This window comes from Streptomyces sp. NPDC058525, from assembly GCF_042719495.1.
GTDB lineage: Bacteria > Actinomycetota > Actinomycetes > Streptomycetales > Streptomycetaceae > Streptomyces.
The window spans coordinates 1-21,857 of the sequence record NZ_JBHXNP010000132.1 but is presented as its reverse complement, the minus strand read 5'-3'; the positions used below and the strand labels follow the sequence as shown (position 1 = coordinate 21,857).

The following is a 21,857-nucleotide window of genomic DNA, read 5'->3' as shown; positions in this document are numbered from 1 at the left end:
CCCCACCGCCTCCCCCCCACCCCCCCCTTAACACCAAAACAACCCAACACACCCCCCCCCCCCCCGTCGGCCCCGCGCCCCCCCCCCCCCGCCCCCCCCCCCCCCCCACTTCCACGACATCCGGGACTTGCCCAACTAGCCAGCCGGGGGACCACGCTGCGCCGGCCGCCGACCGCGCGGGCTCCAAACCACGCAGGACCCTGCACCGAGGCTCGTGCAGGAGAACGCCAGAACTTCCTGTACCTGCGGGTGGGGTCTCGCCAGCCGCACCCGTAGGCCCCGGTCGGCTTGCGCCAGCCTCCTCGCCCAGGAGCGCGCAGCGACCAAACTCCTGGAGACCACCAGTGCGCTACGTCAGGTCGATCGGCAAGCACGGATTGAGTAGGACTTCGACACCCAGGCCGTGGTGCCGGCCGGGAGACCCGTCCTCGACTTGTAACGCAGCCGCAGTTTGACCCAGCTTCCCGTTTCACTGACCCGAGTCCCGCTGTCCGGGTAGTAGAGGGGGCCGATCGAGCGGTAACCAGTACCGGGGCCCGTCCGGAAGTTCACCCCGTTGGAATTGACATACCAGGTCGAACAACTGCTGGCAGTCGACGCCTGCACGGTCGAGGCCTGCGCCGAAGCCACAGGAGCCGCCACGGCCAGGGCAAGAGACATGACTGCTACCGCAGTAACCGAGCGCTTCAAGAGACTCTCCTTACTGGAAGGGACGTGAAGCTGCGAAGGCTCGCCCGCATCCACCCGTGGGCAACACCCGCGCCAAGACTTCAGAGCGCCCTGCCGCGGTTCAACGCCGATGTCCTTGCACCGGGACGTCGGGCCCCGGTCTCCCGCCGGGAGAGCAAACAATCGCTCCGGTCGTCCCGCCCAGGGGACCGGCGCCAGCGACGAGCGTGCTTCTCACACGGTCAGGTCGGCAAGTCCCCCGGATCCCTGGACCCGCCCGCCCGGGCCACTACACGGCCCTGTCCAAACTCCACCCTTGCGCGGCTTGGCCATCGGTCAGCGAGCGTGCGCCGTCCCGGAAGACCGCACGCACAGACCAGGGGAGCGACATGACCGAAGAGCCGAATGTTCCAGGAGCACCAGAGACAGCACAGCCTTCGACGCGACGAACTCTCACCGAGCAGGAGGAGCAGATCCTGCAAGGTGTCCAGGCAACGTCGTCGATGAGTCAGGGCCTACGCGATCGCTACATTCGGGAAGTCCTCGGCCTGGCGCCCACGAAGTACTTCCAGCTCCTCAACGCACCTCGACGATCCCGCGGCATGGGCGGCATACCCCGCCATCGTCAAACGTCTCAGGGACCGCCGCCAGCGCAACCGCGACCTCCACTGGTAGCTCTGGCACCGTCTGCACGTCTGCGGGCCCGGCAGCCGCCGGGCCCGCAGAGGTCAGGAGATACACGCTCGGCTCTCGGGCGCACGCTGACCGCCGGCGCGAACCCAGGAAGGACTGGTGGGGGCAGACGACCGTCGCAGAAGGCATGACAGGGAGTGTGCGCGCCCGACCGGCCGGAGCGTGGAGGCACCCACGCTGGACGGAGACCGGCTCCGACCGCCCGCTCCATTCCCACGCCTTCAAGGGGGAAGTCCGCACTTGCGTGACTAGGCCAAGCGACAGCGACGGTCCTCATCAGCCGCCGACGACGGGTGGCCCGAGCCTCGAGGACCTGCCATGCCCCGTAAGAGCACAGCGACGCGCACCACGCGTACGGCCCAGAAGATCGAAGCCAACTTCCACGGTCACGTGGACTACGACCGGCCTGCAGACCTGTACGACGAGACACCCGCAGCACCTGCGCCCACCCCTGCGCAAAGCCACACGGCGCCACCAGCGCCTGAAACTGCGCCTCCGCAGCCCGTAGAGCCGCTCAGCCAGGCTCAGATCGAGGCTGCGGCCCAGGCGGCCGGCATGCGCAACGCACGCCCCGTACACCAGGACGGCGTGATCATCGGATACAGCGCCCAGCACAGCGGCGGCTTCTACGGTGCCCTCATCCCTACCGGGAAGGTCCTGCGGCTCAACCACCGCAGCCGCACCACGGTGGCCATGTGGCTCAAGCGCAACCAGCCCCGCACCACGGACGCCAACACCCATCAACCGGCCCCGCCGACCAAGCAGCCCCAGTCCACCAGACACCTCACGTTCGCCAACGCAGAGGGCGAACGGCACGCCCACACCGCCGACATCAAGGCCGCCTCAGCCGACGAGCCGGACCACGCCAGATACGCCGCCCGCCTGATCGCGCACTACGAGACCGGTGGCACCCTGGCCGATGAGCCCGACCACGAGGACCTCATGGGAGTGAGCATCCGAATGGGTGCCGCGCTGTCCAGCGACATCCAAGCCATCTACCGCGTAACGCCGGAAGCCCAAGCAGCGGGCAACCAGTACCCCTACCGCGCCGACTACCGCAGGGTGCGCAAGGAGGAACACATCCGAAGGAACCGAAAGCGCGGCGTCCACGCGCATCACGAGACCACCCTTCCCTCCACCGCAACAACCCAGCAGTGATGGATTCGCCCTACCAGCGCATGCCACGGCCCCCGCATACCCTCCGGTGTGTGGGGGCCGCCGCCTGCGACACGTCCACCGCTTGCCCGTGCAGCAGGCCGACATCGTCCGGTGGCGGCCGAACGGCGTGCCCCGCCTCCCTTGCCTCAAGCCCGGGAGACGGCCCGGAACCGCATTCCGGCAGGTAGTCGAATCCGTTCCGTTCGGGCTCCGCCTCGATCGATCGACTCCACCCTGCTTCCTGGCTCGAGCCCTCTCCCCGCTACACCCCACGTTCCCGCCGGCGGCAGGACGCACTTGCGGTGCTTGCACTGAGCTCAGCCACGCTCCGAGCAGGCCGCGGCCACAGCGCCCTTGGCCACCCCCAGCGACGTGCGAGAGGACCCACCATGCCCGACGACTACCGAGACCCCCACTCGGCAGCAGACGCCGATCAAGACGCAGATGCGTCCGGCGGAGACCTGGATGCCGACGACCACAAGGCCATGCGCAGGCTCGCGGAACGTGCCGGCCTCGTACCCTCCCGTCACGGACAGGGGAACCGCCGTCACGACCCGGGCGACAGCCCACAGACGACCTCCGTCGAACGCCGGGATTCGGGCGGCCGCAACGACTCGGAGACTCCAGTCCGGCGGCTGGCAGAGCTCCTGGTGGGCGACCTGCTCGACTTGCCACCTGAGGTTCTCGCCGCCGTCGCTGACGCCCGCGCCGACCGCCAGGAGGAGAAGGGCGGGAAAGCGGCCGCCACCCAGTACCGCCACTGTGCTCACCACCTGCGCCAGGCGAGCCGCACCCTCACCCAGCGGGATGTCGACACCCACGAAGACCGGGCCGCCACCACCGACCTCGCAGCTGCATACGTCGAGGCCGCCCACACCCACGCCCAGGAGGCCAGCATCACGACCGTCTGACCGACAGCCTGGCCACGCGACGGCCCCTCCCGCGTCCTGGAACGGCGCGGCCCGCCATTTCGTCCGCTTTCCCGTGCGCTGAGACGAGATGGATATGGAGCCATCAGCACCAGGCCACTTGTCGGAGGCTGACACAGGTCCTCCCAGCATGCGTTCAAGCTGGGAGGACTGATAGAGCCGAGCTCCGCTTGGGGCAGTCAGTAGTACACGCGCACGTCAGGAGGATCTCTTGTCGCTGATACGTCCCCGCCAGGTCCAGTCGGCAGCCCGTCAGGTACAGGGCGCGGCCGCCGCCCTTGCTGACTTTGCCGGCCGGCACCCCACTCTACGTACGGACGTGATCAGCTTGGATCGAGACTCCGTTCGGATCAGCTTGCACGGCAACAACGCCCTTGCCGACCTCGTGCTGTGGGAGAAGGCACTGGGCAACTGCGTCCAGGACTCCAGCGCGCACCCCGGTGCAGACGGCGAGCCCCAGCACACCACCAGTCGGTCCGCCGTTCACGCAGGAACCCATTTCCGGATCGTCGCCTTTCACGACGCAGACGACCCGCTGCGCACTGTCCTCGAGGACGAAGGTCCGCAACGCATGGACCCCTTCGACTACCAACTGCGTCGCAACTTGACTCGCGCCGCCACGCTCGCGGGGCTCCTTGCCGCGAGCGCCGCTATCTCGTACGTGGCAGGTACCCAGCGAGTCCATCTGAACTGCGTGACCCGCCTCGTCAGGCTGACCGAACCACTGGCCCGCCGCATGCCGCGAATCCAGGTAATCCGTCCGTCGTCCACTGACTGACCGGCCGAACTTCGCCCCCTCGCCTGTTCGGGACCGCCCAGGATTGCCCCCGTGGCCCCAGCACCGCTCTCGCGGTGCTGGGGCCGTTTCGTGTGCACCGCGGCCTCCACCCGTGTGGGCTGCGGCCCGAACCCGTCGGCGCAGGCCGGGACGGCGCTTGGGACTCCCTGTCTGCCCGTTTCGCCTCGGGTCTCGGGTTCGGTTCCCGCCATGGCATGACCACACGGCCCACCCCGTGGCCGCCCCGATCCCCCGCCCGGGCGGTGGTGAGGGTTGGCCGGCGGGGGCTGCGGGTGGATGTGGCTTGCGGGGGTTGGCAGGGGGATGGGCAAGGTCTGTTTCACCGCCGAGAGGCGAGCCGCGTACCGGCCACCGCTCCTTCTTGCTCGGCGTGTCCTTCTCCTGAGAGAGACGTCCAATGACCCATCCCACCAGCCCCCGCCCTGCGCCCGCCCCGGCATCCACCCCCGTCCCCAGTAGTCCCGCGGTCGGTCCGGCCCGCGTGACGGTCAACACATTGGCCCAGGAGGCCAAGACGGTCGGCAGCCTCCAGCTCGCCGACTTCCTCGCCGCCACCGGCCGTGATATATCCGACGTGTACCGGGGCACCAGCACATGGACGACGATCCTGCGGCGCGCCGACCTCATCCCCACCCCCGCCGAGCCGCTCCCCGGCGAAGCTGGCCTGCTCAAGCGGATGCACAGCTTCCTCCACGTCGATGACACTGAGCGGGCCTCCGTCTGCCAGCTCTTCACCGCCGACGATGCACCCGCCTACGACGCCCTGACCGAATGGGACCAGACCCTGGCGCGGATGCTCTTCTTCAACCTGTGGGACAAGGGCGGCTTCCCCACATACGCCGCTGGTCTCGCCTCGCTTCGGAGCCAGCACGCAGTGCGCAGCGAGCTGGGACAGCTGCTCACCTACCTGATGAACAGTGGCCGTCAGCACGACGGGCAGCCGCTCTCGGGAGCGCACGTGCAGATCCCGCTGATCACCCACCATGCCTACAACAGGTCGGAGATCCTGGCCGCGATGGGTGTTGCCCGTCTGGGCGGTCAGTTGCCCGGCTACTTCGCCCAAGGGGTGTTCTGGGACGCGGCAAACAAGACGGATGCCCTGCTGATCACCCTGAACAAGAGCGAGCAGGATTTCTCCCCGACGGTTCGCTACAAGGACTACGCGCTCAGCCCGAACGACTTTCACTGGGAGTCCCAGAACTCGACCGCCCCGGAATCCCCGACCGGGCAGCGCTATCAGAAGCACGCCCAGCAAGGCACCCACGTACTGCTCTTCATGCGTGAGAACAAGGACACGGCGACCGGCAAGGCGATGCCGTGGGTCCTGCTCGGCCCGGCGAGGCCCGCCATCCTCTGGCCCCGGCCCCGCGTCTGCGGCGCCGGGGCCATTTCACACCCGAGCCCTCCAGGTGTGCGGCTCGGGTCACGCCCCAGCAGGCGAGTCGCTCATGCTGCTGGGTCCGGCGGTTGCCGTTCGGGACTCTTGCGCGTCTTACCCCCAAATGTTCCACGGTCTCTGTCACCAGCCCGGCCACCGCCTCGGGGCGCCGGGAACGCGACCAACGCACTGGAGAGACCCCCTCATGGCCAAGACGATTGCGCCTGCTCCGATGCCCCCTGGACCTACCGCAGCAGCCCGCGCAGGCACCGCCGAGCGGATGCGCTCTCAACTCGCCGACTTCTGGGGCAAGCCCACTCGCGGGGTGCCGAACGGCATGGACCTCCTGCAGGCCATGTACATCACCGTGACGGCCAACGACCCTACTCGGGACGCCCTCACCTACTACCGCGCCCAGTGCCAGAAGAACGCGGCCGCCTACCGCAGCAGCGATGTATGGGTCGCCCCTGACAGCATGGGAGCCCGCATCGCCGAGCACCCATTCCTGACCAACGCCAGCATCGTCACCGGCAACCTGGAAGACGCTGCCCCAGCCCGCGACGGCCTCGTCTACTTCCCCACTCCGATACAGATGTTCGACCTACACCCCATCCACGGCGTCGCCTGGCACATGGAGGGCACCGGCGACGATCTCGAACTCGGCATCGAGACCATCAGCGCCACCCGCCTCATCCCAACCCGCCTGCCACCGCTGCTCGCCGCCACAACGCAGCTGCCCCGTACCCCGTTCTGCCCCAACGGCCTCGCCCTCCTCTCCAACCGCGTCCTCGCTGGCTACAGCAACTTCGAACTCTTCGGCGCCCCTGGCCCGTCGACCACCCTGGCCCTGCTGCTGGCCTTCTGGGACCTGCGCCGCCCCACCAACGCTCAGGACGCCCCGACTGGCCCAGCCCTCGACGAAGTCTCGGACGAGGACATCCTGACAATCTCCCAGCACGCCACCACCGGAACCAAACGCAAGCACAACAAAGCGCCGCGCAAGCGAAAGATCCGCATCATCCGCGAACCCGTCCATGGCGCCTCCCCCGACGCATCGGCGCAATCGGACACAGACGACGGCGGGCCCAAGTGGAAGGACGACACACTCCGCTGGGAGGTATCTGCGAAGTGGCAGAACCGGTGCCCCAACCCGCACGAACACCGCGCCATCATCGAAGCAGGCGGCGAATGCAAGCCCGTGCGTGTCCGAGTCAAGGAACACACCAACGGACCGAAGGACCGCCCCGTCGATCCCCGCAGGGCAGTACGGATCATCCCTGACCGCTCCTGACTGGATGGCGGCCCCAGTCCCCGAGCCCGCCCAGACCGGGGCCGCCGCGAACCCACGCGCTGCAGCCCATCTCACGGCCCGCTCAGCGCCATCACCCGGCGCCGGGCGGTGCCCGGGCCGTCGCGCTCCCGGTCCCCGGGTGCTCGGCCCGACGTTCGCCGACATCGTTCGGCCAGTCCCTCCAGCCCCTGGCTACCCGCCTCCAGGCGCCCGGGCCACGTTGCCGACCGCCGCTCGACCATCCACTGCCGCCCGCCGGCCGGGCCTGTCGGCCGACTGCTGCGCTCCCTTCCCGACGTCGCCTTGCCGGGCTAACCCGCATCTCGCGCACAGTCCTCACCACAGGCCGCCACCCTGGTGTGCCCCGACCGGTGTCCGGCCATCCCAAACGACCAAGGAGCCACCGAATGACCACCACCACACCGACCTGGACGTGGGTGGTGACCGTCACCGTCCCCGGCGGGCGCGCTGTCCCCGCGATCGGCCCCATGGCATTCAACGACCAGGCCCAGGCCCGCGAGAGTGCCGCCGACTTCGTGGAGACCCACGCAGAGCGCACCCCCTTCGAGGATGACGCCAGCCACATTGCCAAGTTGATGCTGCAGTCCAACAGCCCCGACAACGCGCCGACTGCTCAGTCTCTGTACTCCGGGATCTACAGCGCCCACATCCTGCCCGTCGCGCCCGGCCAGAGCCCTCAGCAGGCATGGGAGCAGCACATGCCCCCCGCGTTCGCGGGCCGCCTCGCCATGGCCTGGACGTGGATCGTGGCCCAGACCAGGGACGACACCGCACGCGTCATATTCCACGGAGGCCCGTTCCCCACTGACCGGCAACAGGCCGAGAGGAGCATGATCGGCGCCCTGTCGATCCTCCCGCGCCCCGACGCCACCCGCTTGAAGATGCGCTGGGCTAGCGCCGAGACCGACGGACCCGACACCGACAGCCTCACCAACGGCCTCTACGTGGCCGCCCTCGTACCGGTCCGCGACGGACTGGGAGCCAACGCCGAGGACGCCGTCCATGACGCGCTTACCGCTCGCTTCGCCAGCGTCACCTACCACCATCCGACCGACGGTGACCCCCAGCCCTGACCTCGCCACTTCTCAGCCCCTGGCCCCGGCCCCGCGTTCGCGGTGCCGGGGCCGCCCCATGCCCGTCCTTGCCCGGGCTCCGGGCAGTGACGAGGCGCGGACCGCCGACCAACTTGATTGCCAGTGCGCGTAGTTACCTGTTTGCGGCGCTTGTCCCTGTTCGTGCGTTCCTGACTCGCAATTCACCCGGGGTTTCGCTCCCCGGTGGCAGAGAACCAGGAATCGAGGAACCGGCCATGACTGGTAAGTCCGCGGTCGACATAGTCGACCTGTTCGGAGGCCCGGGAGGGTGGGACGTGGCCGCACAGCAGCTCGGCCTCTCCGTGACGGGCATTGAGCACGACCACTCCGCTTGCGAGACCCGCCGGGCCGCCGGACTGGGCACCGTGGAGGGCGACGTGCGCGCCTACGGTCCCGCCGACTTTCCCACTGCCACGGACCTGATCGGCTCACCGCCATGCCAGCCGTACTCCATCGGCGGCAAAGGCGCCGGACGCCGGGCCCTGGACACGGTGCTGCATTTCGCTTCACTGCTCGCCGCGAGGACGGACATCCGCTCCGGCCTCGCCACCCTGGACGACGAACGAACCGGATTGGTCCTGGAGCCGCTGCGCTGGGTCCTTGAGGCTCTGGACACCGGACGCCCATTCCGAACCGTAATGCTGGAGCAGGTGCCCACCGTGTTGCCCGTGTGGGAGGCGATGGCGCAGATCCTGCGGTGCGAGGGCTACACGGTGGTGACGGGCCGCCTGCACGCAGAGGCGTACGGCGTCCCGCAGACCCGTTCACGCGCGGTGCTGGTGGCCCGCTGGCGAGACGGGGCGGCACTGCCCGCGCCCACCCACCGCCGCTACAGCCGGAGCACCGCGCAGGAGGGCGGGGACTTCGCCCTGCTGCCCTGGGTGTCAATGGCGCAGGCACTCGGCTGGGGGATGACGCATCGCCCGGCGCTCACCGTCGCGGTGGGCACGGCGGCGGGCGGCCCGGACCCCTCTTGCGTGGGCGGCTCCGGAAGCCGGGCCACCCTGTACGGGGAACGTGACGCAGGCCGGTGGATCGCGGACACCCGACTGGTGCCCGCCGACGCGCTGCCCGCCTACCGCGGCGGCCGTAAGGACATGATCCGGGTCTCCGTCGCCGACGCAGCCGCGCTCCAGACCTTCCCGTCAGACCACCCCTTTCAGGGCACCCGGACTAAGCAGTACGAGCAGATCGGCAACGCGATGCCGCCGGTGCTGGCAGAAGCGGTCATCCGGCGGGCATTGGCCTCGGAACTGGCCGCCCGCACCGGGGCACAGGCTGCCTGACTGTGGAGCCTTCGGGGCGCGTTTCCCGGCGCACCCTCCTGGCCCCGGCCCCGCGCTCGCGGTGCTGGGGCCGCCCCATGCCTGAGGGCTCATGGGCTGACGCCCGGGGGTTGTGAGGCTTACCTGGCCGCATTCGACAGTGAGACCAGCCGGGAACTCCCGCCCCGAACCCCTTCTCGTGGGCCGTGAGCAAACGGCACCGGCCGGGCTGGACGACTCACCCCTCGGGTCCAGCCCCGCCTCGCGGCTTAGCCGACTTCTTCCCGCACAGTCCACATCTTGAGGAGAGCGCCAATGAACGCCACTGACCTTGCCGAAGCCGTAGCACGACGGGTACTGGCAACTGCCCGTGAGCAGAACGGCAACGTGGTCACTCAGGACCTGGTCGACACGACTCTGTCCCAGCTCGCCGGCCAAAAGCTGGGGGCGGCCAACACGAAGACCGTCTGCCGCCTCATCCGCCAGCAGGCATCCGGGACGGACACACGGATCATCCTCACCGCCAGTGAGCGGTACTGGGCCATCCGCGAGCAGCTCTACCACATGAGCCCGGCAGACGTGCTGGCCCTGGCCGACAGCATTGCCGATAGGGGAGACCGCGACCCGCGTGGCTGGGACAGCGAGCTGGTGAAGGCCCTTGCAACGTGTCAGTCTGGCCGTCGAGCCCCGAACCGTCTTCGCTCCTGTCAGCCGGTCTCGATTCGCCTGTGGCGCGAGGTTCCCGTCCCGACGGTCGAGGATGTCGTCGACGCCCCCCACGCGGTATACGAAGGCGACGAGCGCGTCCACGAGGGCATCCCCGCCGCGCACGTCCGCACGATCGTCGGCAACCTGCGCTTCAAGCGGGCCGACTTCACCCAGAGCCCCGACGGCTCCGTCTGCTTCAAGAGCCGCCGGTACGTGCCCCAGGTATTCCACATGCGCACCGTGAACGGGGGCACCCCCGAGCGCATCGACTCATCCAAGGCCATGCGGGAGATCAGCAACGCCCAGATGAAGCCGGGAAAGCAGGCGGTCCGTGAGATGTCCGCCTCGGGCAGGTCCGCCCGCATCCTCTACAGGGACGTAAGGGGCGAGGTCGTACTGCGCCCCGCCACCGAGGATGAGGCGCGCGCCACCGTCAAGCCCGAGTCGGAGCGCTACACCCCCGGGGACCTTGTGATCGTCCGCCCAGTGGCCTACGACCCGGAGAAGCGCCAGCACCGCGTGCTGGCAGAGTTCCTCGGCACGATCGTGAACTGGTCCCGGTCGGATTCGCGGTACAACGTGCGCATGCTCGAAGCCGACGAACACGGCCACCGGGGTACGCCGCCGGCCTGCCAGGATCCGGCGCGCCACCTCCACGTCGATCCCGGCTTCCTTGGCCACGAGCTCGGCGCTCACCTCGTCGTCGGCGTCGACCTCCCCGACCAGGCGCATGGCGACCGTCTGCCGGGCGGAGGCCAGAGCCTGAGCCAGCCCGAGCTCCACCGCGCCGCGCGAGGCGGCCCGGACGTCCTCGTCCTCCAGCTGGTAGTCCCGCTCGTGGGTGGACTGAGTGTTGTTGCGGGCCCGGCCGTGGTGCGCCTGCGCGCTGTGGCGCAGCGCCTGGGCGTGCACCCGGGCGGGCAGGTCGACGCCGCCGTCGCGGACCTGGTGCTGCCAGCGCCGGATCGCGCCCTCCAGGGCCTTGCCGACCTCGTGGTCACGGAGATTCTCAGCGCCACCCAGGCCGCGGTGGCCGACCAGTAGCTTCGTCGCGGGCCGGCCCAGCGCCTCCCGGGTGGTCCGGGCCTGCGCGGTCAGCTCCAGCACGTGCCGCAGGGCCCGGCCGCTGGAGCCCTCGCCGACGTCGACGAGCGTGTTGCTCGCATGCCGGCGCCGCCCGCGCCGGGCCTTGTCCGTGTCGACCTGGTGCACGGCGGGGTCAAATCGCGGTCGGCGATCGGCCACCAGATGGGCACGTCCATCTTCTTGAGCACCGACTGGTTCCACGCCTCGTGCGCGATCAGCAGCACGGCCGCTGCTCCGATCTCCGCCGGCGTCGGAAAGAGTCGGGCCAGCGAGGCGGCGTTGCCCTCGAAGCCGAGCGCGCGCTCCGCGTACGCGGTCACCGCGCGGTCGGCTCTGGTGGGGTGGCGCGGAAGGTCACCGGTGCGGGCCAGCACGTCCAGCACCTCCCCGAGGGGCCAGTCGCTATCCCCGCGCTCGATCGCCCCGGCCCGCCACCGCTGGAGGACCGCGGTGTTCGCCGCGATCCGCAGCCGCCCTGCGCGTACCGTCGCGGCGGCCGCGTCCCGGATCCGGCGCAGTTCCTCCCTGGTGTGGGCCTGCTTGCGCGGCCGCCCGCGCCGGGCCGGCGGCCGGCGCCTCGGCGTTTCCATGAACACCCGGGTCGCCTCCCGCACCCCGGGCGCGCGCCGGATCACCGCGGCCAGAACCCGGCGGACGCGGATGTCGCCGCTCCACTGCTTCCACCACTCCACCGTGACCTGCCCGGTCGCGGCGACGGGCGGCTCGGCCGACGCCGCGTCCTTGAACAGCAGCTTCAGCGCGCCAGCGTTCGTCTGGTAGGTGTCCTGGCTGCCCCAGCCCCGGCCCTGCGGGCCAAGGCGGCCACCAGCGCCCGCCGGAAGTCGACGGGGCCGGGGCTGTCCCGGAAGTCCCACACGCCCAGCGCCTTCCCGGCACCGCTGACCGGGCGGATGACCAGTCCGTCCGCGTCCAGCACTCGTCGCCCGGCGCCGACGCCAGTCCTCCCAGTCCTCGACGTCATCCTCCGACGCCTCGTCCCAGTCCAGCCCGCGCTGCCACAGGAACGTGAAGAACAACCGGTAGAGCGGGGCGTACGTGACCTGCGTGCCCTGCGCCTTAGCGGAGAACGCCGAGCGTCGCAGGCACTCGCTCAGACGAGGATCGACGCGGCCGTCCGGCGCCACGAGGATCGGCTGGCGCTCGCGCAGCCCGAGCGCCCGCTCCCGCTCCTCCAAGTCCTCCCAGCCGGGGACGGGTCGGCCTCCAACGGGATCGCCCCCGTCACCAACCCAGAACAGACGCCACTCGTACGCCACTTGACTCCCTCAGCCGCAACACGACATGAGGCAACACAGCGTATGTCCACAGAACTGCGGTACGTGTTCCGCCTGGGCAGGAGCCGCCGAGAGCGCGAGAGCATTCGGCTGGGCCTGCCGACCGGCCTCGCCTACCCGAAAGCTTCGGACGGCTGGTGACCGCCCCGTCCAGCTGCGCGTGTTGGGGCGGTCCCATGCCCCTCGCAGCGGCCCGTGGACCTCTCGTGTCGCGCAGACGCCGTGGCCTCGTGCGACGCCGTGGACGAACTGAGGAAGGCGTGCCTGCCCTCGGACCTGACAGAGTCGATCGCCTCTGCCCTCACGCTCCTCGCCCCAGACACCTGAACCTCCCGCACCGCCTGATTCAGCCCTGCTACAGCCACCCCTGGCGCCCCGGCCCGCACTAGCGGCCCGGGGCGTCCCGGTCCGGCCGCTGCGTACCCGCCGCCGCTGCGACAGGGGCGGGCCATCCCTCTTGCGTGGCTTGCCGGTTGCCGGGCCACGGTACGGACCGCCGCCCGCATCCGGGGGCCGGGGGGAGGGGCGACCGGCCTCTCCCCCCTTTGACTGACTGGAAGAGACCTGACGATGCATACTCCCGCCGCCGTCCCGCGCCCTGACCGGCACACCGCCCGCCCAACGGCCCGTCCCTCTACACACCTTGGGGGCGGGCCGTCTCGCGTTGCAGCCCCTGCCGCCGCGGCGCCTCGTGCCGCTCCCCGGCAGCCCCCGCCAGCCTGCCCCCGCCGAGGGTCGCCGCACCCGGCCGCCTTCCGCCGTGACTTCGCCCCCCGGCCAGGGCCCGCGCAGCCCGGCTTCCGCCGCAGCGGGGACGTTGCCCGGCTTGGGCTGTAGTCCCGCACCGTGTGCACCACGCCACCAACCAGCCTTGAGGAGCACCCCCGTGTCCCACGCGTTCCACACCCCGCCGCAGCATGTTGCCGCCGTCGAGCGGGCGGATTCCGTCCTCGCAGCCCGTTTCCCCCGGCACGTGCCCGGCAAGCAGGACGGATGGCTCATCCTGACCCGCTCGGACCGGCCGATCGCGGTGTGGGATCTGAAGGAGAAAACCGGCGCCGACACCCCCGAGCAGGAAGCCAAGCGCATCGAACTCGCACAGGAACTGGCCGCCGCCGGCCTGGCCGTCACTCTTCCCTCGGACGCCTACATGGTGTTCTTCGCCGAGATCCCCGCCCACCCCACCACCCCCCGCTACACCGTCGTCGACGACGGCAGTGGCCTCGGCGGCCTGTTCGGTGGCACGCACCTGGTGATGGACACCTGGACGAAGGTGCACGTCGCAACCGCCCGAACCCCCGAGAAGGCCGTACAGCGCTGCGCCGACTTCACCCGTGCTCAGAGCACGCTCGACGCCCAAGTGGCTCCCGGCAGCCTCCCTGCAGGCAGCCACGCCGACCCCGACACCCGCTCGTAGACCCTCTTGTCCCTCGCCCGCCCCTGGCCCCCGGCCCTCGCCCCGACGGCGGTGCCGGGGGCCGCGCCATACTCCGGCCCCGGCCGCCCCGTCCCGAGGGCTTGTGGGCCACCGCCGGGCGGTTGCGGAGCTTGGTCGGCCGCGTTCGACAGTGAGACCGGGCCCCCAGGCCCGCCCCCCGTTCTCCGGCCCCCTGCGGCGCACGCCGCATACCGCCAGACGACCCACCCCCAGACCGACCAAGAGAGGTCCCGTGTCTGAGCACACGCACCCCACTAGCTGGATCGAGACCGAGCTTTCCAATGCGCTGGTTCCCGAGAGCCGACGCGCCGAGTTCCTGGAAGGGCTTGACGGCGCTTCCTGGGTACCGGTTCAGGGAACTCACCCCTTCTCGCAGGGATACGCCGTCCGCGCGGCGTTGAGCCGGATTCCGGACGCTCTTGAGGCCACGTACTCGCAGACCTGGACGGTGCGCCCGGACGAGGAAGGGGAACGGCACTACACCGTCATCGGGCTCCGGACGCGCCGGCAGGAGATCGTCCTCCTAGACGACGGAGACATGACGGTGCAGGGCGTACTGATCCGACCCGCCACGACCGGCTGAGCGCCCGCACCGCCCACCGCCGGGGGCGCGCCGCCGCCCCGCGGTTTTGGCTTGCGGTGTGTCTCGAGCGCCGTGCCAGCGGGCCGCCCGCGGCTCCGGTTGCGGGTCTTGTCGACTGCCGGGTCATGGTTCGGATCACCGGCCCGGGGGAGCGGTGACTACCCCTTCCCCCACGGTGCCGACCTCACCAACGACCGCCGACGGCCTTCGCCGTCCCACGGGCAGGAGCAGAACCGATGACCGACACTCCCATGACTGCCGACACCGCCCTCCGCCTCGCCGACCCGTTCGCCCCGTTCGGATTCACCCCCGACAGGTATGCGGAGATCACCTTCTACCAGTGCCGCGAATGCGGGGCACGAGGACCTGTCGGCCAGGCCCTGCTTGACAAGACGTTCGCCGACCTGCCCGCGCAGGAACAGGCAGCACACACCTGGCCGACCGACCACTTCGACGCCGAGGGCCACGAGGACTCCCACCGCATCACCCTCTCCCGCTCTCCCGCCCGCACCACCACCCCCATCCGCCTGATGCGAAGGCTGGCCCGGCCCGCCGACCGCACCTGACCCGCACCAGCACCGCCGACGGCCCGCCCCTCACCGGGCGGGCCGTTCCGCATTCCGCACCGCACCGCCCCGCCCCGGCCCCGCCCCCCCCATGCCTGCTCCCGCGTCCTCTCGCTGCCGCCCCCGCCTGCCCACTGCTGGTGGTGCCGGGGGCAGGGTGTTGCGCGGCTTGGCCTCGACCACGGCAGTGTTGGTGTTGCCGGAAGCGCTCCCGCACCACCCCCTGTGTGGTCGAGCCTTCGGCCGCCGGGCCGCCCCCACCCCTCCCTGGGGCGGCCCGGCACACCGCACGAGCCCCCAACCCCGGGCCGGACGCGCCAGCGAGTCGCCCCCGGCCCGGATGTGGCCGCGTGCCGCATCCGACACATCGCCCGTAACTCCCCGAGGAGGCCCTGCTCGTGCCTGACCGCATCGTGACCATGCCCGCCAGCACTGACCGGTTCGTGCTCACCGACCGCCCTACACCCACCCTCACCCACCGCTACCGCCCCCTGCCCGACGGCCTCAACACCAGCCACTACACCGTCGTCCCCGCCCACCAGGTACGCACGGGCGACGTCATCGCCGCCTTCTTCAGCGACGGCCCCGGCGTCCGCCGCACCCGGCACGTTCCCGAGGCGTTCACCGCGCACCCCCGCGCCTTCGGCGCCTACTGCCCGGCCGAGTGCCAAACGTGCGAGGACACCCACACCTACGGTGTCGCCGCGGAACGGTACGTGTGCCTGGACCCCGCCGACGCGCGAGCGGACTGCATCATCGTCTTCCGCAACACCCCGGTCGCGATCATCCCCGCCGACGTCGCGGCCTGCTTCCCGCCCCTGGACAGTGCGCCGCTGCTCCCGGACCTGTTCACCCTCGACGACGGCGACCACGGCCCGTACGAAGCCCTGCCCGTCTCCCGTTCCTGGGGCCCGTGGGAGGCCATCAGCGTCACCCGGGCCACAGCCGAGCAGATCGCCACCGACCTTCCCAACACCCATGCCGGCCGCCACCTCACCTGCCACTGGCTGCACGACACGCTGCTCATCGCCTCCGACCCCCGTCTGCGCACCGAACCGGGCCGACCGGGCCACCTCATCCGGCCCGACGCCGACGGCCGCTACCTGATCAGTGGCCTGTGGCGGTGGGAGGACTGGTCCCCGCCGCCCTGCCCCGGCTGCTCGACCGACACGGAGCAGATCGACGTCGAGGGCGAGAAGGTCTGGCGCTGCACCGCGCCCGACTGCACGCGACGCACCTACGGCACCGGCGACCCGGACGACGACGAGGACCTGCCCCCCTACACCGAGACCGACGAGGACGGCGCCGCGATCGTCTACCACGGCACCGGCGAAATCGACATCGAGACGACGGCCGAACTCGCCGCCCAGAACGGGCCTCAGCAGGACGACCAGGACGCCGACGGGGACGACAGCACCGACTGACCGCCACCCCCGCACCCCGGCCCCGGGCGCAGCAACCACGCTGCGCCCGGGGCCGCCTCGTATTCCCCGCCGACCGTGCCACCAACGCGCACCAGCTCCCTCCGGCAGACCCCGGCGTCCGCCCCGAACCCGCGTGCCGAGCTCCACGCCCGCGCCGATCAGGCCGCCGCCTGGGTCGCCCCGCACATCGTCGCCTTCCCCACCAGCTGACCCTCCGCGCATGGGCGGTTGTTGCGGGGCTTGCCCGCCTCTGCGGCACGGTCTGCTCACCGGCCGGGGGAGTGGTGACCACCCCCACCCCCCGGCCGCCCAACTCCGGCCATCGTGCGTACCGCCGGCGGCCCGGCCCCCTGGCACAGTCCGCAGCTTCGAGGAGAACCCTTGACCACCCACGTCCAGCGCCCTGCCGCCGTCACCGCCCGCATCGACACCCCCGACAACGCCCCCGCACCGGCCGCGTACACCGCCACCGTCTACATGAACACCGCCCGCCACAGCTTCGACGGCTACCAGCCCCACCACCCGCTCGCCGAGGCCACCCGCCCCGACGGCAGCCCCCTGTGCCTGGTCTTCCACGCCAGCGACCGCACCCGCGGGCACGAGACCGCTGCCGAAGCCGCCTTCGAAGTCGGTAACCGTCAGGGCCCGGACGACAACGGCCAGAGCTGGCCCGCCGACGTCCGCTCCATCTCCGTCGGCGACGTCATCAAGGTCACCGGCCCCGACCACTGGATCATCCACCTCAGTGTCGACTCCACCGGCTTCTCCACCGTCCCCGAGCCCACTAACCTGACCGGCCTCGTCGGCACCCGTGCCACCAGCCGCCGCTGACCACCACAGCCGCCGCCCCCTACGGCCCCCGGGCCGGGACACCCCGTCCCGGCCTGGGGGCCGACCACGTACCGCGCCCAGTCCCGGCCCACACCCGACCCGAGCCCGCCGCCCGCCCGGCCCGCGGGTGTGCCGGGCCTGTTCTCCGTCATCGTCCCCACGGGCAGGGGGGTTGCGGGGCTTGCTCATTGCCGTTCCACAGTGCGTCCGGCACCGAGGGAGCCGCCCCGGCGCCCGGCCCATCCTTCACCTTCAAGGAGCACCTCGTGTCCGACACCCTCCTCACCGTCCTTTCCCTCCTTCCCGTACTGGTCGCGCTCGTGGCCTTGTGCGTGACCATGTCGCCCCGCTACTCCGAGCGCGCCCGGCGCATAGTGATGCGCGTCGTCTTCGGCTCGATCGCGGTGTCCGGTCTCGCCTACCTGGTGGGTGGCTTCCTGTATTTCGGGTCGGTGCTCATCGTGATCGCTGCCCTGCCCCTGGCCGAACCGCACCTGCTCCGCTGGATCGCGGCGCGCAGGGACGCGAAGCAGTCCAAGTAGTAGCCGCCCAGGCCCGCTCGTGCCTGTCCTTCCCGCCCATCCCAGCTGGCGGGGGGACCGGACCTGGCCCTCCCTGGCGGGCCCCCTCGCCCCTGCCCCCGCCGTGCCCTGTGGCCCCGGTACCCGCGTTCGCGGTGCCGGGGCCGTCCCATGTCCGCGCTTGCCCCCGGCCAGTGCTGCGCCTCGGCGCGCCTCGTGGGGTGTCAGGGTGCGCCGCGATCCGGCCCCGCGTGCAGCCGGCACGGCCCGCGCGGGTTGCGCCGCTTACCGGCACCTCCCACACGGTGCAGCCACCCCCGCAGCAACGGCCGACCCGCCGCCCCTCGGGGGGAATCCTGCCCGGCTCACCGGACCGGGCCCCACCACCACGGAGAACACATGGTTCCTGTCTCCGGCCCCTTCCCGATCACCGACGAGGTCACCAACACGACCAGCAACCTCTTCTACAAGACCACCGAGCTCGAGCGCGGGCAGATCATGCTCGCCCACTACGTGTACTTCCACGGCGACGACATGTACGACGACCCCGACGGCTGGCAGCGCTTCAACACCACGGGCGCCGTTCCGGCCGCGGCCGCTCTCATCCGCGACGTCCTCACCTACGTGCACCAGCACGCAGGCGGCACCGACGCCGTACGCCGCACCATGTGGGAGCTGATCGAACTCGCCGACACCGACGCCGACCCCGGGACCGGAGGCATCAGCGACGGCCCCACTGACTCGGTATCCGAGAAGCGGCTCACCCAGATCGCGCACCACCAGACCGAACTCGGCCACCTGCTCAAGCACCTGGCTGCACACCTCGGGGTCCAGACCCGCCCCTGACCCCGGCCACGGCACGCCTCACGGTCCCGGCCCCGCGCCCGCCTCGGCGGGCGCCGGGTCGGGGTCGTCCACTCACCGTGGCGCACCACGAGGCACCGCCGCCAGCCCGGGGCGTCCGGGTTCCCCGGCTCCACCCCGCGGGTGGTTGTTGCGGGGCTTACCCGCTGGCCCGGCACTGTCGGGTCACCGGCCGGGGGAGTGGTGACCACCCCCACCCCCTCGGCCGCCCAACTCCCGGCCACCGCGCGCACCGCCGCCGACTGGCCCCCTTGCCGCAACCCACAGCTTCGAGGAGAACCCTTGACCACCCACGTCCAGCGCCCCGCCACCGTCAGCGCCCGCATCGACGACGACAGCACCCGTGTCCCGGCCGCCGTGTACCCCGCCCCGGCCATGTCGGTGGAGGAGTACCAGCGCCGGACCCTGGAAGAACTCGCGGACGACGTCATCGTGGGCGGTGTCGCCTACAGCCGTGCCGAGTGGGAAGCGGCTGAGGAGGGCGTACGCCGTACCACCACCGACGAGGACGACCCGCGCCGTGTCCGAGCCGCGGAGGTAGCCCCCGCCGCCCGGCGCGCGCCGTCGGTCTGGAACGGCACCGACGCCCCGTTCTGACATGGCAACGAATCCCCGTCCCCGTACCCTCCGCCGCGCCAAGTACGCCAACGGCTACGTCACCAGCGACGGCCGCTACAAGGTCACTCCGCACTACGGGCCGAGTCTCCGCGGCGGCAGCGTCTCCCGCCCGACCTCGTGGACCCTTGCCGACCTCCAGGGTGAGTACCCCGAGCGTGAGCGCCCGCTGCTCTCCGATATCCGCGACATCCTCAAGGAGCGTCCCTGATGTCCCGCAGGCCCAGCCCCAATGGTCTGTACTGCGAAAGTACTCGCAGTAGCTACAAGGGCAGCTGCGTCGACCCGGCCGTGTGGATCGTCTACTGGGGCGACCCGGTGGCCAACGAGGTCAAGACGAACTACGCCTGTGCCTATCACCTGCACAAGCTCCTGCTGGACCTCACCCCCAAGGCCGAGTTCTGCAGCGACATGTTCCGCGTCATCCCCGCCAGCATGCTCGTCGACTGGGTTGCTAAGCAGGGCTCCCAGAAATAGCGGGCAGCCGCCTTCGGCCCTGGTACCGCGCTCGCGGTGCCGGGGCTGCTCGGTGTCCGCGTCCCCGCTGGCCCCGGCCCTGGCTCGTGTGCTCACCTTCTGCGGGCGTGCTGCTTGGGGCGTGCCGCCCGCCGGTCCCGGCCGCCGCCCGGTCAGTAGCACGGGCCGCCGCATACCCCGTGCTTGCCTGGCTTGCCCTGTGCCGGGTCACCGTGCGGATCACCGGCCCCCGGGGGAAAGCAGTACCCCTTCCCCACCCCGGGCCGACGCACCCGGCCGCAGCCGCGCCTCAGTTCGCCTCGCCGGCCCCGCCCCCTGCCCGGAAGGACCCCGCCCCGTGCCCCGTACCGCCACCGTGTCCCGGCCCCGCGCCACCCGCATCGACGTCGCGCCCCTGGACTCCGCAGACCACTCCGCCTACCTCGCACTGCTCGACCTCGCGTTGGACCAGGGCCTGCCCGCCGAAGTCGCCGACATCCTCACCCTCGCCCCGTTCAAGCACCCCTTCACCCACGGCCCCGCCCTGTGCATGACCGCCCGCACCCGACGCACCACCACACCGGCTGGAGCCGTGTTCGCCGCCGTCCCCGAATGGGCCTACGAGCACCCCCTGAGCCAGGCCAACCCCCGACTCTCCGACTTCCTCGCCGCCACCAACATCGGCATCTACGGCCTGGCCGTCGCACCCGAACACCGCCACCTGGGCATTGCCCGCTCACTGCTCGCCAAGACGGAGACCCTCGCCCGCAGCACCCGCTACCGGCTGGCCTCCCTCATCCACAAGCCCGAACTCGCCGACTTCTACCAGCACCTGGGATACACCAGCGCGCACCACATCGTGATCCCGACGCCCGACGGCGCGATGGCGCTGACCCAGCCCCGCCCCATGATGACCGCCGTCAAGCCCCTCCACCCCAGCGTCCGTATACGGACCGTGCCCGGCGCCCCCGGACCCGTGGTCACCGGACTCCTGCCCGGCTGCGACCTGCCGCCCACCGCCCACTTCCGCAACGGACACCTCATCGCGTGACCGGCGTCCGGCCCGGCGCGGGGCCGCTCCCGCCCGGTAGAGCAGGCCCCGGCGCACCTCTCGGCCCCGCGCCCACCCCATCGGGCGCGGGGCCGCCCCATGCCCGCGCTCTGGCTTCCACCCAGCCCCCGGCCCCGGCGCCGGCTCCGGCTCCGGCTCCGGATTTCACCCCGCCACGCCTTGCCCGGCTAGCCGGCCGCCACCCCACCATCACCCCGTCAACCAGCCGCACCCCTGATGGGAGTACCCGCCGTGACGACCGCCGTGACCCGTTCCCACACCGTCACCGCCCGCATCGACACCGACAGCACGGCCACCGAGGCTGCTGGGGAGCCCGATGGCCCCCTCACCGCGATCCGGCAGGCTCTGGCCGCCGCCCACGACGTCTCGCGCCTGGACATCCGCCGCGCCGTCGACCAGGACACGTACGTCACCATCACGCACCACCACGACCAGCCCGACGAGGTCCGACACGCGACGCATGCTGCCTACGCCGCGACCCTCCAGGAGGCCGGTTGGGAGCAGGCGTTCAACGTCGGCCTGCTGGTCCTGATCCCGGGTATCCCGCCCGCCGACACCGAGCCGGGCACGCACACCGCGACGTGGGCAGTCACTGTCGATGACGTCCGCGATCCCGTCGATGCCGCCTATGAGGCCCGCGGCCTGCAACACGAGCACCAGATCACCGAAGCAGTGTGGACCGTCACCGACGCCACGGGCCGTCGGCACCTCATCATCACCGACGACGAAGTCGGCAACGCGGAAGACGGGCACGGCGAGTGCTTCGAGCCGCACCTCACCGCCGACGGCTACGCCGACTGCGACGGCACACCCCTCTAAGCCGACTACCCGCCCCGCGTTCGATCACCAGGAGGCGCACCTGCCGCTGACCACCTGACCCTGCCGGACCAGGCCCGCCCGCCCAAGGTGTTCCGTACTGCGTTCCGTGTCTGGCCCGCCCCGCTACTCCCCGGCCCCGGTTCCGCTCCTCGCGGTGCCGGGGCCGCCCCCATGCCCGCACCTCTGGCTGTCTGTAAGCACTTCTTTGGGCTCCAGGGTGGGAACGTGAAGTGGCTCCACGGGGTGTAAGAAGTTGATTTGGCTCCACCCGCTCCTGGTACG

Annotated in this window: 23 protein-coding genes and 1 pseudogene; 23 read left to right on the top strand and 1 reads right to left on the bottom strand. The window is 71.0% G+C overall.

Features of this window, described 5'->3' with window-relative positions:
- Positions 1-1,058 precede the first annotated feature (1,058 nt).
- The 10 genes and pseudogenes from ACFWP3_RS37845 to ACFWP3_RS37800 form a co-directional block, all read left to right on the top strand.
- Positions 1,059-1,241 (top strand): annotated as a pseudogene (locus ACFWP3_RS37845) (DUF3263 domain-containing protein); the annotation flags it as partial.
- Positions 1,192-1,344 (top strand): DUF3263 domain-containing protein, encoded by a 153-nt coding sequence (locus ACFWP3_RS37840; RefSeq protein WP_384230527.1) that lies wholly within the window; start codon positions 1,192-1,194, stop codon positions 1,342-1,344. The pseudogene ACFWP3_RS37845 and the gene ACFWP3_RS37840, both read left to right, overlap by 50 nt.
- 573 nt (positions 1,345-1,917) lie before the next feature.
- On the top strand, positions 1,918-2,520 hold the full coding sequence (locus ACFWP3_RS37835; RefSeq protein WP_384230526.1) for a hypothetical protein: 603 nt from the start codon (positions 1,918-1,920) through the stop codon (positions 2,518-2,520).
- Positions 2,521-2,909: 389 nt separating this feature from the next.
- The gene (locus tag ACFWP3_RS37830; RefSeq protein ID WP_384230523.1) at positions 2,910-3,431 is read left to right on the top strand and encodes a hypothetical protein; all 522 of its coding nucleotides are present in this window, start codon (positions 2,910-2,912) and stop codon (positions 3,429-3,431) included.
- Between the two features lie 229 nt (positions 3,432-3,660).
- Positions 3,661-4,227, top strand: coding sequence for a hypothetical protein (locus tag ACFWP3_RS37825; RefSeq protein ID WP_384230521.1), 567 nt, complete (start codon positions 3,661-3,663; stop codon positions 4,225-4,227).
- A 502-nt stretch (positions 4,228-4,729) separates the two neighbouring features.
- Positions 4,730-6,097, top strand: coding sequence for a DUF3427 domain-containing protein (locus tag ACFWP3_RS37820; RefSeq protein WP_384230519.1), 1,368 nt, complete (start codon positions 4,730-4,732; stop codon positions 6,095-6,097).
- 4 nt (positions 6,098-6,101) lie between these two features.
- Entirely contained in the window at positions 6,102-6,917 is an 816-nt protein-coding gene (locus tag ACFWP3_RS37815) for a hypothetical protein (RefSeq protein ID WP_384230517.1), read from the top strand.
- 407 nt (positions 6,918-7,324) lie between these two features.
- Positions 7,325-8,011, top strand: coding sequence for a hypothetical protein (locus tag ACFWP3_RS37810; protein WP_384230514.1), 687 nt, complete (start codon positions 7,325-7,327; stop codon positions 8,009-8,011).
- A 236-nt stretch (positions 8,012-8,247) separates the two neighbouring features.
- A complete protein-coding gene (locus tag ACFWP3_RS37805; protein WP_384230512.1) occupies positions 8,248-9,318 on the top strand; it encodes a DNA cytosine methyltransferase in 1,071 nt (356 codons plus the stop codon).
- Positions 9,319-9,612: 294 nt separating this feature from the next.
- On the top strand, positions 9,613-11,049 hold the full coding sequence (locus tag ACFWP3_RS37800) for a hypothetical protein (RefSeq protein ID WP_384230511.1): 1,437 nt from the start codon (positions 9,613-9,615) through the stop codon (positions 11,047-11,049).
- Between the two features lie 50 nt (positions 11,050-11,099).
- Here the strand turns inward: ACFWP3_RS37800 and ACFWP3_RS37795 are convergent, their stop codons facing one another.
- Positions 11,100-12,287, bottom strand: coding sequence for a hypothetical protein (locus ACFWP3_RS37795; protein WP_384230509.1), 1,188 nt, complete (start codon positions 12,285-12,287; stop codon positions 11,100-11,102).
- A gap of 985 nt (positions 12,288-13,272) precedes the next feature.
- Between ACFWP3_RS37795 and ACFWP3_RS37790 the strand changes: the two genes are divergently transcribed.
- The 13 genes from ACFWP3_RS37790 to ACFWP3_RS37730 all read left to right on the top strand — a co-directional run bounded on the left by ACFWP3_RS37790 (position 13,273) and on the right by ACFWP3_RS37730 (position 21,575).
- Positions 13,273-13,803, top strand: coding sequence for a hypothetical protein (locus ACFWP3_RS37790; RefSeq protein WP_384230507.1), 531 nt, complete (start codon positions 13,273-13,275; stop codon positions 13,801-13,803).
- A gap of 253 nt (positions 13,804-14,056) precedes the next feature.
- Positions 14,057-14,407, top strand: a complete 351-nt coding sequence (locus ACFWP3_RS37785) for a hypothetical protein (protein WP_384230505.1) — start codon at positions 14,057-14,059, stop codon at positions 14,405-14,407.
- Between the two features lie 236 nt (positions 14,408-14,643).
- A complete protein-coding gene (locus ACFWP3_RS37780; protein ID WP_384230502.1) occupies positions 14,644-14,973 on the top strand; it encodes a hypothetical protein in 330 nt (109 codons plus the stop codon).
- Between the two features lie 398 nt (positions 14,974-15,371).
- Positions 15,372-16,397, top strand: coding sequence for a hypothetical protein (locus tag ACFWP3_RS37775; protein ID WP_384230500.1), 1,026 nt, complete (start codon positions 15,372-15,374; stop codon positions 16,395-16,397).
- A gap of 75 nt (positions 16,398-16,472) precedes the next feature.
- A complete protein-coding gene (locus ACFWP3_RS37770; RefSeq protein ID WP_384230498.1) occupies positions 16,473-16,607 on the top strand; it encodes a hypothetical protein in 135 nt (44 codons plus the stop codon).
- Positions 16,608-16,778: 171 nt separating this feature from the next.
- A complete protein-coding gene (locus ACFWP3_RS37765) occupies positions 16,779-17,228 on the top strand; it encodes a hypothetical protein (protein ID WP_384230495.1) in 450 nt (149 codons plus the stop codon).
- 266 nt (positions 17,229-17,494) lie between these two features.
- A complete protein-coding gene (locus tag ACFWP3_RS37760; protein ID WP_384230494.1) occupies positions 17,495-17,770 on the top strand; it encodes a hypothetical protein in 276 nt (91 codons plus the stop codon).
- 378 nt (positions 17,771-18,148) lie between these two features.
- On the top strand, positions 18,149-18,595 hold the full coding sequence (locus ACFWP3_RS37755; RefSeq protein WP_384230492.1) for a hypothetical protein: 447 nt from the start codon (positions 18,149-18,151) through the stop codon (positions 18,593-18,595).
- A 300-nt stretch (positions 18,596-18,895) separates the two neighbouring features.
- On the top strand, positions 18,896-19,210 hold the full coding sequence (locus ACFWP3_RS37750; protein WP_384230490.1) for a hypothetical protein: 315 nt from the start codon (positions 18,896-18,898) through the stop codon (positions 19,208-19,210).
- A gap of 1 nt (position 19,211) precedes the next feature.
- Positions 19,212-19,439, top strand: coding sequence for a hypothetical protein (locus ACFWP3_RS37745; protein ID WP_384230488.1), 228 nt, complete (start codon positions 19,212-19,214; stop codon positions 19,437-19,439).
- Positions 19,440-19,519: 80 nt separating this feature from the next.
- A complete protein-coding gene (locus tag ACFWP3_RS37740) occupies positions 19,520-19,705 on the top strand; it encodes a hypothetical protein (protein WP_384230486.1) in 186 nt (61 codons plus the stop codon).
- A 337-nt stretch (positions 19,706-20,042) separates the two neighbouring features.
- Entirely contained in the window at positions 20,043-20,735 is a 693-nt protein-coding gene (locus ACFWP3_RS37735; RefSeq protein ID WP_384230484.1) for a GNAT family N-acetyltransferase, read from the top strand.
- 252 nt (positions 20,736-20,987) lie between these two features.
- Complete coding sequence (locus ACFWP3_RS37730; RefSeq protein WP_384230482.1) at positions 20,988-21,575, top strand: hypothetical protein; 588 nt, start codon at positions 20,988-20,990, stop codon at positions 21,573-21,575.
- Positions 21,576-21,857 lie beyond the last annotated feature (282 nt).